The sequence below is a fragment of the Paenibacillus sp. RC67 genome (assembly GCF_030020805.1).
Classification (GTDB): domain Bacteria; phylum Bacillota; class Bacilli; order Paenibacillales; family NBRC-103111; genus Paenibacillus_S.
Genome location: NZ_CP125098.1, coordinates 7,646,115 through 7,662,134 on the forward strand (window position 1 = coordinate 7,646,115; position 16,020 = coordinate 7,662,134).

Genomic DNA, 16,020 nt, shown 5'->3' on the forward strand with positions numbered 1-16,020 from the left:
CCCGGCAGCCTGTCACAGCCCTTAAACCGCTTATTAAACGGCTTCTTGTCCTACTCCATGAATGAGTTCATATTGCTATCCAAGTGTATTATTTGCTCTTTGGAGTAACAATAATTTTGATCTGGCTTTTCTCTTTGATAAGTGTCTCGAAGCCTTCCTCTACAATATTGGAAAGCTCAATCCGCTTAGTCACCAGCTTGTCTGCCGGGAAATAGCCTTGCTGCATCAGGCTGATGACCGCAGGGAAAACATCGCGGTAGCCGATGATGCCGGCAATATTGCGTTCTTTCAATACAATTTGGTTAGGGTGGATGGATGCCTCTCGCTCAAAAATGCTGACAATCATAATTTGACCGCTCATTTTAGTCGAAGCAATAGCTTGGTTCAATACGGCAGGTACGCCGGTCACTTCATAGCATACGTCAGCTCCGCCATTAGTGAGGCGTTGGATTTCTGCTACAACATCCGTATCGGCTGGATTCAGACCAATAGCACCCAGCTCTACAGCTTTATTTCGACGCTCTTCTGACAGCTCAACAGCATAGATTTTGGATGCTCCGGAAGCTTTCAAAGCTTCAATGAGAAGCAGGCCAATAGGACCTGTACCGAAAACAACCGCACGATCGCCTACTTTCAGCTGGCTCGAACGAACGGCGTACAGCACAACAGCTGACGGCTCGACCAATGCACCCTGCTCATAGGAGAGGCTGTCCGGAATTTTGTGAACCATATGCTCATCTGCCGCTACATACTCCGAGAAACCTCCGCCTCCCCCGGCAAGGCCCAGGAAGCCCATTTTATCGCAAAGGTTGTATTTGCCATGCTTACAAGATTCACATGTTCCGCATGAAAATACAGGCTCAACCACGACGCGGTCGCCGACCTGGAATCGGGTTACTTCTTGACCAACCTCTACGATCTGACCGGAAAATTCATGCCCCATTACGATAGGTGCTTTTTCATTCGTCAGCGGATGGGGTGTTCCCTCAGGAATGAAAATAGGACCTGCAGCATATTCATGCAGATCGCTTCCACAAATGCCGCATGCTTCGATTCTTATTTTTACCTGCCCTTTTTTGGGGGTCGGCTCCTCAATCGTTTCTACACGCAAGTCCTTCACACCATGCCATCTTAACGCTTGCATATTAGTCATCTCCCTGTAGGAATTAAGATAATAATTGATATGATTTCCCATATTAATAATAATAATAGGAAACGTTTCCGGTACCTATCATGTCACAATATCGTCAAACTGTCAATTGACAAGTAGTTGCTTCAGCGGGCTTTTTTGCCGGAAAACTGGGTTCTTTCTCGTTTTTATGCGACATCTCGTTATGCGGGAGACGTGCTATGTTATAATAAGAATATAAATAGGAGTTAGCGGAATAAGTGTGGAAACGATTCCGTAACGAAAGGACCATTCACTTATGGTGAACAATAAAAAGCTGACGATTGAGGATGTGGCGAAACAAGCCGGTGTCGGGATAGCAACCGTTTCCCGCGCACTTAACAATAGCAAAGGCATCAGCGCCAAGACGAAGGCTAAGATACTGCAGGTCGTTGAAGAGATGGGATTTACCCCTAATACTTCGGCCCAAAGCCTGAAAATTCGCCAAACCCGCCAGATTGCGCTGGCTGTTCCAGATATTCGGAATGCGATTATTCCGGACATTGCCTGGTCGGTCGAGCAGGCTGCCAAGCAGCACGGATATAGAGTTGTACAAATTAACACACTGGGGAATGCAATGCTTGAGTTGGAGACGCTGCGGGAGCTGGATCAGCTACATGTGGACGGGCTTGTTATAATGCCTTTGGCATACCCTAAGCAATTGGAGCCTATGATTAATCAAGCAGGCATCCCTGTATCTGTCATTAACTACGGTAAAAAAATGAGTGAGGAGCTCAATGCAGATATTGTCGGCATGGCTCGCCAGGAGGGCAAGCTTGTAATGGAGCATCTACTGCAGATTGGACGCAGTAGAATCGCTTATGCAGGGGCACCAAAGCAAAAGATTGAAGAGCGTTATTTCGCTTATGAACAGTCGCTCAGCCACGTGGACCCGTCCCTTGTCTATTTTGGGGAAGATTTTTCATTCGAAACGGGCCGTCAGGCAGCAAACTATTTTTACAGCTTAAAGCATATGCCAGATGCCATCTACGCCGTGAACGACATGGTTGCCATTGGCATCGTGAATCGGCTCAAGGAGCTTGGAGTGCGAGTGCCGGAGGATGTAGCGATTGCAGGTATCGATAACAATCTGTGGGCGACGGTCACGACACCTCAGATTACCTCGGTTTCCATTATGGGCAGCGAAGTAGGAAGACTTGCAGCGGAGCTGCTGCTTAAACGTATTCAATATCCAAACACATCCGGGTATGAACGTGTGGAATTCGAGCCTCGGCTCATTGTTAGGGAATCCAGTGTTAAAATGAATCAATATGCCAAGAACTGACACTAGCAAGCACTTTGCAGAAATAACCTAAAGAGGGCTGCACCAGGTCTTTCCTCAACCTGGTGCAGCCCTTAAACTCATATTAAAAAAACCTAATCCTCTTTTCCTGTCGCCACCGGATTATCCTCGTATGACACCCAATCGCTCCAACTGCCCGAATAAAGCTTCACATTTCCTAATCCCGCTTCCTTAAGCGCCAGCACATTAGGACAAGCTGTTACACCAGATCCGCAATAGACGATAATTTCATCGGCATTTTGCAACTCCGCGAACTGCTCGCGCAGCGCTGTCGCGTCCTTCCAACTGCCCTCTTCATTCAGACTTTGCTTCCAGAAGTAGTTTTTTGCAGAAGGAATATGTCCCGCCACTGGATCAATGGCTTCTTCCAAGCCAAGATATCTGCGCTCTTCGCGAGAATCGATCAATACGGTTCCCGGCCGTCCTATACGCTCCTTCACTTCCTCCATACTGACCAGCATAGAGCTTTGCAGCTTTGGCACAAACACGGCCTCGTGCACCGCAGGAGGTTCGTCTGTTACCGGATAGCCTGCTGCCTTCCATTTGGCGTACCCTCCGTCTAACAGGAAAACTTGCGTATGCCCTGCATATTGAAGCATCCACCAAAAACGCGAGGCCATCGCCCCACCCTGGTCGTCGTAAGCAATAACCGTTGATTCCTTGCTGATACCGGTTGCTCCAACTACTTGGGCAAAACGCTCCATATCCGGCAGCGGGTGACGTCCGCCATGCTCGGTAATTGTTGCGGACATATCCTTCTCCAAATCGATATAAACGGCGCCTGGAATATGATCCTGCTCATAAGCTTTGCGACCAGCATCGGAGTTGCCCATGCCCAATAAGAATCGGCAGTCTACAATAACGATATGTTCATCGGTTCCGTGCTCAAATAACCATTCCTGAGTTACAATATGCTGCATCGAAAGTTCACTTCCTTTGCTGAAGATAAATGTTTTCTTCTAGTATACAACGGAATGGCAGATGAACAAAATGTGGAAATAATCAAAATCACAGCAGGTCGACAAAAGAGTCCCTACTCTGTACAATGGAGTATGGAAAATTATTGGAAAAGGAGTTGAGTGCGCCTTGCACACGGCATCCAATTTTCGTATCATTCCCTTAACAGAAGAGCATTGTCGGGAAATATGTACCTGGAACTACCCTGTGCCTTATGATATCTATAACTGGCGGCCTTGGGAGCAGATGGTGGCGGAACAAGAAGAGTTCGCTGATGCTACACTCCGGGAGGAGCAGTACCGCGCAGTCATCGATTCGGACGGTTTGCTCGCAGGGTTTGCTCAACTATTTCCCTTAGTCGGAGTCACACGCCTTGGACTCGGGATGCGCCCAGATTTCTGCGGACAAGGATACGGGGTTGATTTCGTTCGAGCGATTGTGGCTGAGGCCAAACGAAAAGCACCTTCCAACGAAATTGATTTGGAGGTGCTCATATGGAATATACGCGCTTACCGCGTGTATGAAAAAGCCGGGTTTGTCCAAACCGACACCTACGAGCGGATGACTCCCACCGGTATGGAAATGTTCCACTGTATGGTCTGGAAAAGTCCCGCAGTTTTACTATAAATCCTGATTCCGGTCAAAAACAGCATCATAACGGGAGGCTGCCTCAAAATCCAGGTCTGTCAAGCCTCCTGCTCGCCAGGAGGTCAGGCGCAGCCTAACGAGCTTGTAGTCGATGGCAATCAGCGGATGATGATTCAATTCCTGCTCCGATATGCGAGCGATTTCCTGCACGAATTGAATTCCATCCATATAAGCCGCAAAACGGAACGTTTTGACGATCCATTTGCCATCTTCCCTGCTCCAGCCAACCGCCTGTTCCAGCTTAACAGCGATTTCCTCCTCTGTCATCTTAACCCAATTCATAAGGGACACTCCCCTCCCTTGTCACTTGACCGTAAAGAAGCAGATCCATTAGACCAAATAGACCACGCTGATCAGCTTGCCTTCATGGTAAATGACAATGACATGCTTTTCTCTGTCGTGGTTGACCATACAGCTGCCTACACGCATTTTAGGCTCCGTACCTAAACCATAGAACAGATCGTCAGCCAACGTTTTCATACATTCCTGCTGCTCCTCGCTGTCCAACTCGTTCCAGTCGTCCGGTGTCATCTCCAAAAAAGCATAACATTCGTCGATACTGTGTAAAGCTTGGGTAAAGTCGTCAATAATGTCATTATATTCACGGGCGAATTTAATTCCCATGTAACGTCAGTCCTTCCGGATAAAAATGGAATGAAAATGCTTACTAAGCATTTTAACCTGAAAAATCCTTCTCATGCAACCGCACGGAAATAAAGCATTTGTATCCAAAATCTGTTACACTGTAAGGATACAAACTAGTTCGGAGGCGGAACGTTTCCTATGTTGAAGCTGCAACTCCCGAAAAACCGAATGAACTTTTTGATCGAACGGATGCAGCATGATTTCGATCTCACTGTCCTTGAACAAGGATGGGAGTATTTCCATAAACGCCGCGTATCCGAGGTAGAGCTGGTACATGGTGTAGAAATCCGCGCTCTCGTTCGCGGTAATCATGCCTATGAGGTCATCCTCGATCTGGATCGCTTCGAGAAAAGCGAGTGTAGTTGTCCCTATGACGGCTACTGCAAGCATATGGCTTCTGTTATTTTCACATTATATGCACCGTTCGCACGCCCGGAACTGCTGCTGCAGCACCTTAAGCAGGCCATTCGGGTCAAAAATCGCCAACAGCAGACGCGAACGGTTACTAGTACGAAAATGGAGAAAAAACAGGAGCGCTTGGAGGCGCCTCAAGCCGATCAGCTGCCGGATTATTGGCATCGTTTTTTTGACCAGCAATTTTACGGCTATTCTCTATCCCAACAGCATTCGATCGAGCAGTTTTATTCGACGGCTCAAGATTCGCTCAAGCCTATAGCGGAGGCGTGGGAGCCCTCACTTCGTACGCTTTATGAATTGCATGTGCTGCTGTTCGTCATGCGCAAGATTGAGCAGTTTTATTCCGATACCAAAACCTCCTATATGTCTCACTATATTGAGACGGGCTGCAAAACGGTAGCCAAGCAATGCATGGATCAGCTTACGAAGCTGCTTCCTGAGCTGGACATTCAGTCACTGGTCAAACGGCATGTCGCTGCATTGAATGAAACGCTGACCCTACTGGGCGAAGCGGCATTAAGCGGCAAGGACACTCCGCTTGATTGGCTGCTAGGCTACCGCAGCATCTGGTGGCGGTTGACGGAAGAACCGGAGCGAATAGCCAAGGAAAAGAAACGTCTGAAGCTGCTCGCTTCCAAGGTAGGGCTCCAGCCTCGCCGCAGGGACGCCATATTGGTGGCGACGGCTCATTTTGACGTGATGGAAGGCAAGGACGAGCAAGCCCGCAAGCAGTTGGAGGAGTTGACCAAGCGAGAGGCTCGCGACTATTTCCTCTATTTGCACCACTGTTATGAGAACCAGCAGTGGGAACGAATGCTGTCCTGGCTGCGGTGGCTGCTCCCCTCCATGCAAAGGGCGCAGCAGGAAGAGCTGCGGACATTTTGCACGTACTGGATGGAAGCGGTCAGCCGACAGCCTGATGACGGCGAATGGGTAGACGTGATGATTGCCCTGCTGCCGCGCACATATTATTTTTATACAGCTTACTTGCTCAAAGCCCATAGGTTCAAGGCTTGGGTAGACCTGCAGATCGCCAATCGCGTCTCGCCGCTCAATCTGTATGCACTGGATTTGAAGACGGTGGAAAGTCACGATCCTTCCCTCCTGCTTCCGCTCTATCATCAAGCAGTGGAGCGAAGCATTGCAGAGAAGAACCGGAACGCCTATTCCATGGCCGTGAAGATGCTCAAAAAGCTGCATGCCTACTATAAAAAGCTCGATAAGCCTAACACGTGGGAGGAATATATTTATCGGCTGGCTACACGATATTCCCGCCTGAGGGCATTTCAAGAGGAGCTTCGGAAAGGGAAGTGGATTCCATGATCGACTCGTCTGCAATTACGGTTCATGCCAGATGGATAGCTCCGGGCTGCTTCTTTTGGTGGGGCTCCCGGTATAACGGCGGCGTGAGTGATGCCTATGATTTGAAGGGGCTGCTGTTCGCTTGGCATCAGCCCTCTTTTTACGGCACGTTCATCGATGTTACAGAATCGATGGAGGTAGAGGGGCTGCAGTTGTCCGCGCTGGAGGCGCTGGACTACTTATGCAGCCCAAGCGCAGTCCAGCATCTGAAGCTGGACTGGAGCAGCGAGCTGCGCGAGCTGATGCAGCTGGCGCCTCACGTGAAGGAGGCGCTCGTGCAGGGACGCTGCATGCCCGACTTCGCGAAGTGGAAGGCGGGCGAGCTCGGCTGGAAGCTGCAGCTGCCGGATTCCGTGGCAGCTGAGGGGTTCTCGCCTTTGGCGCAGCAGTGGATGGACCGCCTCATCCCCGAATGGGGAGAGGAAGACAGCCTGCTGCGCCAAAGCATTCGGCAGCTGGAAGCAACGTATCCTTTGCTTCAGCGCGGCAAGCTGCCGGCCGACCTTTGGATGGACGAGGAGGATTGGCTCGTCTCCATCGGCTGGCAGACCGACGGCACGCCGTTCCGGACGTGCCTGCAGCTAAGCGAGCCGCCGCAGCACAAGAACAGCGGCAGCTGGCCTCTGCGCGTCGTGCTGCAGGACCGCGCCGACAAGACGCTGCTGCGCGAGGTGGATGCCCGAGTGCTGGCTGCGGCCAGCTCGGGCGATGCAGATGCGCAGGCGCCCGGGCCAGAGCCAGCCGCGCTGGCGGAGCTCCCAGCTGCATGGCAGCCGGAGCTGCAGCGCGCGGCGCGCGATCTCGCCAAGTGGCAGCGTATCCTGCCATGGCTCGAGAACAGCGATGAGCCCGGCACGCTGCGCAGCGAGCTCACGCAGGATGAGGCTTGGCAGCTGCTGACCGAGGGCAGCCTGCGCCTGATGGAGGCGGGCTACTCGGTCTTCCTGCCCGCCTGGTGGGAGCGCATTCGACGCTGGCGCCCGCGCCTCAAGGCGAAGATCAAGTCATCGGTCGGCTCCGGACCGCAGTCGATGTTCGGTCTCGAGCAGTTGATGCAGTTCGACTGGAAGATCGCCCTAGGCGATATCGAGCTGACAGAAGAGGAATTCCGCGCACTCCTCGAGGAGAATCGCAAGCTCGTCCAAATCCGCGGCCAATGGATTCAATTGGATCCGGCTCAGCTTCTACAGCTCCAACAGGTCATGAAACAGGTGCAGAAAAAGCAGGGACTTTCTTTCCGCGATGTACTGGAGCTGCATTTGCTCGGCTCCTCCGATGGAGAGGAAGAATTCGGCTTTCAGCGCTCCCTTCAGATGGAAGTGGAGCTCAATGAGCAGCTGCAAGAAATGGTGGATCTGCTCAACCATGTCAAGCGGCCGCCGCTGATTGAGCCTCCCGCATCGTTCCGCGGGACGCTGCGGCCCTACCAGGTCGAAGGGATCTCATGGCTCTTGTTCCTGCGCCGTGCCGGTCTTGGAGGCTGCTTGGCCGATGACATGGGTCTCGGCAAAACCATTCAAATGATTACGTATCTTCTCCATTTACGAGATCAAGAAGCGGCCCTTCATGCGGAGCAAGGAACCGAATCGAGCCCTTCGCTCCTCATTTGTCCGACCTCCGTGCTCGGCAACTGGCAAAAGGAGCTCGAGCGGTTTGCTCCCGAGCTCAAAATTCATCTGCATTACGGCCCGAACCGAGCCAAAGGTGATGGATTCAAGCAAGCTTGTGAAGGATACGACTTGGTACTGACGACTTATACATTGTCTCATCTGGATGAAATCGAGCTATCCCAGCTCGAATGGAGCTCGGTTTGCCTCGATGAGGCTCAAAATATTAAAAATGCCTATACGAAGCAAGCGACCTCGATCCGCAGCCTGAAGAGCCGCCATCGCATCGCTATGACAGGAACGCCTATAGAGAACCGACTAACCGAGCTGTGGTCGATCTTTGACTTCCTCAATCCGGGCTACCTCGGTACACTGAGAGAGTTTACACATCGCTATGTAGGAGCCATTGAGCGGACGAACGATCCTGAGCTCGTGTCCAAGGTACAGCGGTTGATCCGCCCTTTCTTGCTGCGTAGAGTCAAGAAGGACCCGGCTATTCAGCTCGACTTGCCGGATAAGTACGAGTACAAAACGTTCGTCTCGTTGACGGCAGAGCAAGGCATTTTATACGAAAATTACATTAAGGATATGTTTGAACGGCTGGACAGCCTGAGCGCTATGGAGCGGCGGGGCTTGATTCTGGCCGCTCTGACCAAGCTGAAGCAAATCTGCAATCATCCTTCACTCATGCTGAAGGAACCGGCAGGCGCACCTTGGCAGGAGCGTTCCAATAAAGTCGAACGGCTGCTTGAAATGGTCCATGAGCTTCGTCAGGAAGGGGACAAATGCCTCATTTTCACCCAGTTCGTGGAAACAGGTCATCTGCTGCAGCGTATCTTGGAGCAGGAGCTTGACTCTCAGGTTCTGTTTCTTCATGGAGGTACGCCGAAGGCGTCCCGTGATCGCATGATCACTGAATTCCAGGACGACTCGATACAAGGCGACCGGCAGCCGGGCATTTTCCTGCTATCACTCAAAGCTGGCGGAACGGGGCTTAATCTGACTGCGGCCAATCATGTGTTTCATTTTGACCGCTGGTGGAATCCTGCAGTGGAGAATCAAGCGACTGACCGTGCTTTTCGAATCGGGCAAACCCGTCATGTACAGGTGCATAAGTTCGTCACACTGGGTACGCTCGAGGAACGCATCGATGAGATGATTGAGAAGAAACAGGGCTTAAGCCAACAAATTGTCGGCAATGGCGAGCAGTGGATTACAGAGATGTCCACCGATGATTTGAAGGAGTTGTTCGCCTTGCGAAACGAATGGGTTGAGCTCTAGCTGCCCCATTCGGGGCAATTACACTTGAACATCCAAAAATAAATAATGAGCATCGCCGACAGGGCATGAATACGTCTGCATGAGCCGGGACGTATCGAGGTCGGTGTACTCGCTCGAAAGCATCCCCTGCCGATGATTGTTCAAACGCATCATATTCGGGATGAAATAAGGACGCCATATCCAATTAGAACCTTGGTATTGGGCGTCCTTTTTCCATTCACCCTCGTTATTCCTCGTATAGTTGGAAGAAACCTGGCTGCCATCTTCTCGGCACATATAAATACGCACAACATTATTACCTACACTTTGAAATAGACTCTCAATCATCCTATCCGCATCCGAAGCGCTCGCTATATGAACATCCGATGCTATAAGCTCGTCTAGACTATCCTGAACGGAGAACAATGCGCGGTAACGTGCCATTTCCTGCTCGGTGTACAGCCTGATTTCTTCTTTTAAAAACGGTTCAAAGGCGCGTTCATTCTGGAGCTCTGCTTTGGCCTCAGAGAACAAAAATCCCTGGACATACCTTGCTCCCGTCTTCAATGAATGATACAAGTCCTGCTTGGTTTCGACACCTTCGATCAACAGCGAGGAACCCATCTGAGACGACAGAATGGAGAAGGAATTGAGCAGCGCTTTATAGCCGTCATGCATGGCACTCTTTTTCAATAGCTTCAGATCAATTTTTAATATATGCGGCTGGATCGAAGCAATTCGGTCATAATTGCTGTACCCGCTCCCAATATCGTCGATAGCTATGAGGCAGCCATGCTCGCGGTAAACGTTGATGATCGCCGATAATTCGTCCAGCCTCCCATGAAATTCCTCCTCAGTCACCTCAATAACGACCCGTCCGGGATCGAGACCATGCTTCTGGATAAATTGCAGTGTAGGCAGTACGCCCTTCTCTTTATACACACGGTAAATCCACGAGGGCTTTAAATTCAAAAATAGCATCGCGCTGGAATCCGACTGGGCTATAGCGGCAATAGCTTGCTCGCGTAAAATACGGTCTACATACAGGTGCTGCTCATCGCTTATTTCCTTATTTTGAAAAAAAGGCCCTAAGCTCCTCACCTGATCTCCTTCCACCGTTCTCCCCAACGCTTCATAAGCGATAATTTTTTGCGTTTGCAGCGATAAAATCGGTTGAAAAAAGGATCGGAGCTGTAGATCCTGTATTTCGTTCAACATCCCATTGCGCCCTCCAGTAACTCTCATGTGTTAGTTCTATGATATTAATGCTAACATATCATCCTAACGCTATTGTAAGTTACAAATAGACACGCTGGCAATTGTTTACTGCGAAACTTGTCATTTTTCTGAAGGAGAGCTGCCGTTATTATGACTCCTTCGAGCCAAAGTCGATCCATTCGCCATCCTCAGGCACCTTGACTTGATGCTGCAATTGCTCCGACTGCAAATGACCTCTAAGCTGTTCCCGTGTCTCCAGACAGTGGTTGATCGACTCCAAATGAACGGCTACCACACAAGTTTCCGGCGCATAACGGCAGACGCGGGAGATATCCTCCTTAGTCATTGTGATCGGATCCCCTTGAGCAAATTGAGCGGCACCTCCGTTAACAATAGTTACATCAGGGCGATACCGGTCTAATGCATCCTCCACCTCCGGAACATAGATGGTATCACCAGCTATATACACCACAGGTTCATCCTGTGCTTGCAGCACAAAGCCCGATACCTTCCCCATCCTCTCTCCGATTTCTCCGGTCCCATGCTGCCCTCCCGTTCTCGACAAGCGGATCCCATTCCACTCTAGCTCACTCTCCACAGGCCTAACATCCGTGAATCCAACCTGTTTTATTTTGTCTATGTCCGACGGCTGGCAGAAAATCGGTAGGTGGTGATCCAAAAGACGCATAGCCTCTTCATCCCAATGATCGAAATGGGTATGAGTAACTAACACGGCTTGTACCGTTTGCAATAATTGCGGTGAAACGGTAATGGAAACTAAAGGATTTTGTCGATTATTTGTCGAATTCATAACAGGAGGGAACGTGCCTTGATCGCAAAGCATAGGATCGACCAAAAACCGGATCCCTTGGATGTCTATTAACAGTGTTGCGTGGCGAAGAAGCTGAACCTTCATACTATATTCCTCCTATGCAAAGTCTAAAATAGTGTCTAAACCATAGGGCCTGATTGCCCTTCTGGCCTCTATGCTTAGTATGCATCGTTTGCGTCGATAGCTGAAGAGCTTGATGAAAGGGAAGCACCTCATCTATTTTCATCATGAAAAAATATACCGGATACACACAGGAAAGGATGAATGCCCATGCTGGATGCTACAGATTTGAAAATATTAGAATGCTTGCTGACAGATGCCCGCATGCCGCATAAAGAGATCGGCGAGCGCGTTCATCTTACCGGGCAAGCGGTTGGCTTCCGTATCCGCAAACTGGAGGATGCCGGTATAATTCAAGGGGTCCATGTTACGTTGAATCAGGAAAAGCTCGGCTTAACAGTCATGGCACAAATCATCGTTTTTATGAAAATGACCAGCTCCCACTCTCAATTCCAAAGCTTCGTCCGGGACCATCCTCATGTTAAGGAAGCTTACCGCATAAGCGGAGAAGGCTGCTATTCTCTTCGATTGCTCGTAGCCTCGCATAGTGAGCTTAACGAATTCCTGGATCAGCTGCTCGAATATGCCAACTATAGAGTTCATATATGCTTGGATCGCATCAAATAAGCAGGATTTGATTCATCCTATTATCCGTTAAGGTGGTTTTTGCATGAATGTAACCCGTTCTAATGTCTCATTGCTCTATGTTGTACTGATCATCGCCCTGCTCGCTCTTGTCAGTGTATCAAGCTATATCGCCTCGACGAATATGGAGGCTGAGCTCAATAGCGTTGTGCAAGAAGCGATTCCCTTATCCGCATTAGCCGAAAATATTTTAGGTGATGTAGTCAATCAAGAGACCGGTGTACGCGGCTTTGAAGTGACTAGCGATGAGAAATATTTGGATCCCTACGAGCAAGGTAAGGCCCAGCTCGCCAAGGACTTGGAGCTTATGGCTGTGTATCAGAAAAAATACCCGAATTTGAAAAGCTTGATGGAAGGCGACATACTTCCGCAAATTCAAAAGCTGCAGGAGCATTACAACTCGCAAGTAGAGCTGGTCCGGGCCGGAAAGCTGGATGAAGCACGCGCCCGTCTGATCAATGGAAAAATGCTGATGGACCGCTTCCGCCAACTACATCTGAAAATTCGGACCGATATTGATACCATTGGAACCGATGCCTACAATGATGCAGAAAAAGCCGGGCATATCGCCCGTATCATTATCGCTACCGGAGGTGCCGTAGCCGTCGTGATTGGCGCCTTCTCCGCCTTTATTTTCAATCGGGCCAACCGGGCGGAAGCCGCACTGCGAAGAAGCGAAGAAACCTATCGTTATATGGCGGAAAGCTTGGAAGCGCAAAACGAGGAAATCATTGCCCAGCAGGAAGAGCAGGAACAGACGCTCGAGAAGCTGTCCCAGAGAGAGCAGGAGCTCGAAACCATCAGCTCCTACCAAGAGAAGCTGTCTGGCTCATTGAATATGAACCAATTTCTGGAGTCATCCATTCCTGCGCTGTTGAGCTCACTGCAAATGGATGCAGCACTGCTTGTTATGAAATCGCAAGCCCGTGGAGTCGAAGCTCTGTCCGGGCAGCAGACCGCTTACGACATTCTATTTGCGATAGGCTATCCGTCGAAGCTCCCTTCACGAATAGAGCACGAGCTTTTCGGACCCGCTCGACGTGTCTTCACGGAGAAAGTGCAAATAGATTGTAAGCGAGAGCTATCCGCAGAAGAGTCCGGGATCCATCACAGCATGACCCATGCTATAGATCAGTACCATCCTTTGTTCGACGACAAGCAGGAAGTGATCGGATTTCTACTGCTCACCAGCTATTTATCATCGCGAACTGAACAGCAGGACCGAGCGGGCAAAGGCTTGATGCGGCAGTTCGGGCTGGCCTTCCTGGCTCAGCAGATGAACGAGGATCGTCATGCTCAGTCGCAGAACTTGGAGCAGCTAAACGAGCAGTTACAGCATGAGAAAGCATTAATTGAGGAGCAGCGCGACTTAATCGAGAACATTCTGGAGTCTACAAATGAAGGAATGATGCTGTGCGACGCATCCGGTAAACTGCTCTTTGCCAATCATCGTATGAAGAGCTACTTTACGGTAGCTGAGCATAGCGGAGAGAATTGGACCGAGCTCGCACGCAATATCGAGAAGGTCATTCCTTCCTTTTCACCTGTCCGTCTTGCCATGGAAGGCCTGTTGAACGGTTCACTGGATAGGCTGACCGAACGGTTCGCCTTTATGGACGAGGATGATCAACAGCGTTACATGGAGCTGTATGCTACCAAGGTTGGGGATAAGAAAAACAAGTATGAACGAGGCTACTTATTCGTATTTCGCGATCGGACCGAAGAGGAAAAGGTCGATGAGATGAAAAATGAATTCATCAGTATCGTGTCCCATGAGCTTCGCACTCCACTGGCCAGCGTCCTTGGATTTATCGAAATTTTGCTCCACCGTCAGCTAACGCAGGATAAGCAGCAAAAATATATGCAGACGATTTATAAAGAAGCTCACCGTTTATCTACGTTGATTAACGACTTTCTAGACTTGCAACGGATGGAATCCGGCAAGCAAGTATATCATTTCGCTCCGGTAGAGCTCATCAGCGTAATCCATGAAGTGGCCGAGCAATGGAAGGAAAAGCTCAGCCATGATATTCAGATCGAGGCGGATAATCCCGAGGTATGGGTTCGTGCGGACTCCGATCGGCTCAAGCAAGTGGCACATAACTTGATCAGCAATGCGATCAAATATTCGCCGCAAGCGGATAAAGTGAACATTCTCATTGAATCACAAGACAGACAAGTCAAGCTGCATGTTTCCGACTATGGGCTTGGCATACCGGAAGAGGCTAAGAGCAAGATGTTCACCAAGTTTTATCGTGTCGATAATTCCGACCGTCGCCAAATCGGGGGCACAGGCCTAGGCCTTGCCATCGTAAAGGAAATCGTCGATGCGCACCATGGGGTCATTACGTTTGATTCAGTTATGGGCGAAGGTACGACCTTTACAGTACAGCTGGAAAGCTACACATTCCCTAATGTGGATGGCAGCATTATCGTGCTGGAGGATGACGACAATTTGGCTAAGCTGATTCAAGTGGCTCTCGGCAAGCTGGATATTCCTACCGTTCATCTGCGTTCTGCAGAAGAAGGCATGGCAGCACTTGCTCGTGTTAAGAAATCTCCACCGCGGCTTTGCATCGTCGACATTCATTTGGAGGGCAGTAAGAACGGGTGGGATTTCATGGCCGAGCTGTACGACCATCCGACCTTCTACCGAACTCCTGTCATCGTATCGACTGCGTTAGAACCGCCGCTGAATTATCATGAGAAGGATATTGAGAAGTTTTTGCGCAAACCGTTTTCGATGGAAAAGCTGCTTCAAGTCGCAGAACAGCTCTTGTATCATACCGATAACCAGCCGGCGTATATTTTCCCCGAACAGGATGAAGCCTTAATTACTTCATCCTTAAGAAAAAGAGGGATTGAGGTTAACGAAATTACGCACGGACAGGACACGATTCAAGTTGAGCTGAAACGCAAATCGGATCCAACTGAGATCTAGTCCTGAATGGAATGGATACAATGTAACTTATCCATGTAAAGCTGTAATTGCAATACATGAATGAACCAAGGCGGCCAGCGTTCCGATCTGCTTCCATCTAGCAGATTGAAACACGGGTCGTCTTTTTGTATTGTTGGTCATAGCAGCATCCATTTCGTGGATGATGGATATATATGATAAGCTACTTAATAGAACAATAGAAGGAGATGTTAGGTGCATGAATTTTCGTGAAGAAGAAAAGGCTGCCGTCTATAAAGCGATATATACCCGCAGGGATATTAGAACATTTCGACCGGATCCCATTCCTCAGGACACCATCATGAAGCTGCTGGATGCGGCACATCACGGACCGTCTGTCGGCTTCAGCCAGCCTTGGAATTTTATTATCATTCAATCCGACGAAGTGAAAAAACGTCTCGCCTGGGCCGCGGATAAAGAGCGGCGAGCTCTCGCCATCCATTATGAAGGCGAAAAGGAAACGAAGTTCATGTCGCTCAAAATCGAAGGACTCGAGCAGGCTCCCCTGACGGTCTGCGTCACCTGCGATCCTACGAGGGGCGGCTCCCACGTTCTCGGACGCAACTCGATTCCGGAGACAGATATTATGTCGACTGCTTGTGCCATTCAGAACATGTGGCTCGCAGCCTGTACAGAGGGACTTGCTATGGGATGGGTCAGCTTTTATAAGAAGAACGATGTTCGAGATATTTTGGATATCCCGCCTCATATCGATCCAATCGCTCTCTTATCGATCGGTTATACCGACAATTACCCTTCCATGCCGATTCTGGAATCGACAAATTGGGAGAAACGGCGTTCACTGGAGCCGTTGATCTTCGCGGAAAAGTGGGGAGCTGCCCCTAATCAGCAATAAGCTCAAATAAAAAAGAAGCTGCACTATCCTTGTCAGGAATGTGCAGCTTCTCTTCATGTTTTTGGATTGGCTGGGATGACTCT

General features: G+C 49.8%; 13 protein-coding genes. 7 read left to right on the forward strand and 6 right to left on the reverse strand.

From position 1 onward, the window contains the following. Positions 1 to 88: 88 nt before the first annotated feature. Positions 89 to 1,144 carry a 2,3-butanediol dehydrogenase gene (locus QMA13_RS34790; RefSeq protein ID WP_282938276.1) on the reverse strand — a complete coding sequence of 352 codons (1,056 nt, stop codon included), beginning with the start codon at positions 1,142 to 1,144 and terminating at the stop codon, positions 89 to 91. A 283-nt stretch (positions 1,145 to 1,427) separates the two neighbouring features. Here QMA13_RS34790 and QMA13_RS34795 point away from each other — a divergent pair, with 283 nt between their 5' ends. Beyond that, a complete protein-coding gene (locus QMA13_RS34795) occupies positions 1,428 to 2,453 on the forward strand; it encodes a LacI family DNA-binding transcriptional regulator (RefSeq protein WP_282938277.1) in 1,026 nt (341 codons plus the stop codon). A gap of 92 nt (positions 2,454 to 2,545) precedes the next feature. On the opposite strand, the gene QMA13_RS34800 is transcribed toward QMA13_RS34795, so the two are convergent. Further along, entirely contained in the window at positions 2,546 to 3,391 is an 846-nt protein-coding gene (locus tag QMA13_RS34800; protein ID WP_282938279.1) for a sulfurtransferase, read from the reverse strand. A gap of 166 nt (positions 3,392 to 3,557) precedes the next feature. Here QMA13_RS34800 and QMA13_RS34805 point away from each other — a divergent pair, with 166 nt between their 5' ends. Further along, entirely contained in the window at positions 3,558 to 4,055 is a 498-nt protein-coding gene (locus QMA13_RS34805; RefSeq protein ID WP_282938281.1) for a GNAT family N-acetyltransferase, read from the forward strand. Here the strand turns inward: QMA13_RS34805 and QMA13_RS34810 are convergent. Both QMA13_RS34810 and QMA13_RS34815 read right to left on the reverse strand, forming a co-directional pair. Continuing rightward, positions 4,050 to 4,358, reverse strand: a complete 309-nt coding sequence (locus QMA13_RS34810) for a 4a-hydroxytetrahydrobiopterin dehydratase (RefSeq protein ID WP_282938282.1) — start codon at positions 4,356 to 4,358, stop codon at positions 4,050 to 4,052. The two genes, QMA13_RS34805 and QMA13_RS34810, sit on opposite strands and share 6 nt — an antisense overlap. Before the next feature lie 48 nt (positions 4,359 to 4,406). Then, complete coding sequence (locus QMA13_RS34815; protein ID WP_282938284.1) at positions 4,407 to 4,700, reverse strand: hypothetical protein; 294 nt, start codon at positions 4,698 to 4,700, stop codon at positions 4,407 to 4,409. Between the two features lie 159 nt (positions 4,701 to 4,859). On the opposite strand from QMA13_RS34815, the gene QMA13_RS34820 reads away from it, so the two are divergent. Both QMA13_RS34820 and QMA13_RS34825 read left to right on the forward strand, forming a co-directional pair. Further along, positions 4,860 to 6,461: an SWIM zinc finger family protein gene (locus QMA13_RS34820; protein ID WP_282938285.1), complete on the forward strand. Its 1,602-nt coding sequence runs from the start codon at positions 4,860 to 4,862 to the stop codon at positions 6,459 to 6,461. Beyond that, positions 6,458 to 9,388, forward strand: coding sequence for a DEAD/DEAH box helicase (locus QMA13_RS34825; protein WP_481858265.1), 2,931 nt, complete (start codon positions 6,458 to 6,460; stop codon positions 9,386 to 9,388). Before QMA13_RS34820 ends, QMA13_RS34825 begins: the two co-directional genes overlap by 4 nt. An 18-nt stretch (positions 9,389 to 9,406) precedes the next feature. Here the strand turns inward: QMA13_RS34825 and QMA13_RS34830 are convergent, their stop codons facing one another. Both QMA13_RS34830 and QMA13_RS34835 read right to left on the reverse strand, forming a co-directional pair. Then, positions 9,407 to 10,585, reverse strand: a complete 1,179-nt coding sequence (locus QMA13_RS34830) for an EAL domain-containing protein (RefSeq protein ID WP_282938289.1) — start codon at positions 10,583 to 10,585, stop codon at positions 9,407 to 9,409. A gap of 148 nt (positions 10,586 to 10,733) precedes the next feature. Beyond that, on the reverse strand, positions 10,734 to 11,501 hold the full coding sequence (locus QMA13_RS34835; RefSeq protein ID WP_282938291.1) for an MBL fold metallo-hydrolase: 768 nt from the start codon (positions 11,499 to 11,501) through the stop codon (positions 10,734 to 10,736). Positions 11,502 to 11,687: 186 nt separating this feature from the next. Here QMA13_RS34835 and QMA13_RS34840 point away from each other — a divergent pair, with 186 nt between their 5' ends. From QMA13_RS34840 to bluB, 3 genes are all read left to right on the forward strand, one after another. Continuing rightward, on the forward strand, positions 11,688 to 12,104 hold the full coding sequence (locus QMA13_RS34840) for an Lrp/AsnC family transcriptional regulator (protein WP_349254189.1): 417 nt from the start codon (positions 11,688 to 11,690) through the stop codon (positions 12,102 to 12,104). Positions 12,105 to 12,147: 43 nt separating this feature from the next. Further along, the gene (locus QMA13_RS34845; protein ID WP_282938295.1) at positions 12,148 to 15,063 is read left to right on the forward strand and encodes an ATP-binding protein; all 2,916 of its coding nucleotides are present in this window, start codon (positions 12,148 to 12,150) and stop codon (positions 15,061 to 15,063) included. 217 nt (positions 15,064 to 15,280) lie between these two features. Next, positions 15,281 to 15,937: a 5,6-dimethylbenzimidazole synthase gene (gene bluB, locus QMA13_RS34850; RefSeq protein WP_282938296.1), complete on the forward strand. Its 657-nt coding sequence runs from the start codon at positions 15,281 to 15,283 to the stop codon at positions 15,935 to 15,937. Positions 15,938 to 16,020: the final 83 nt, after the last annotated feature.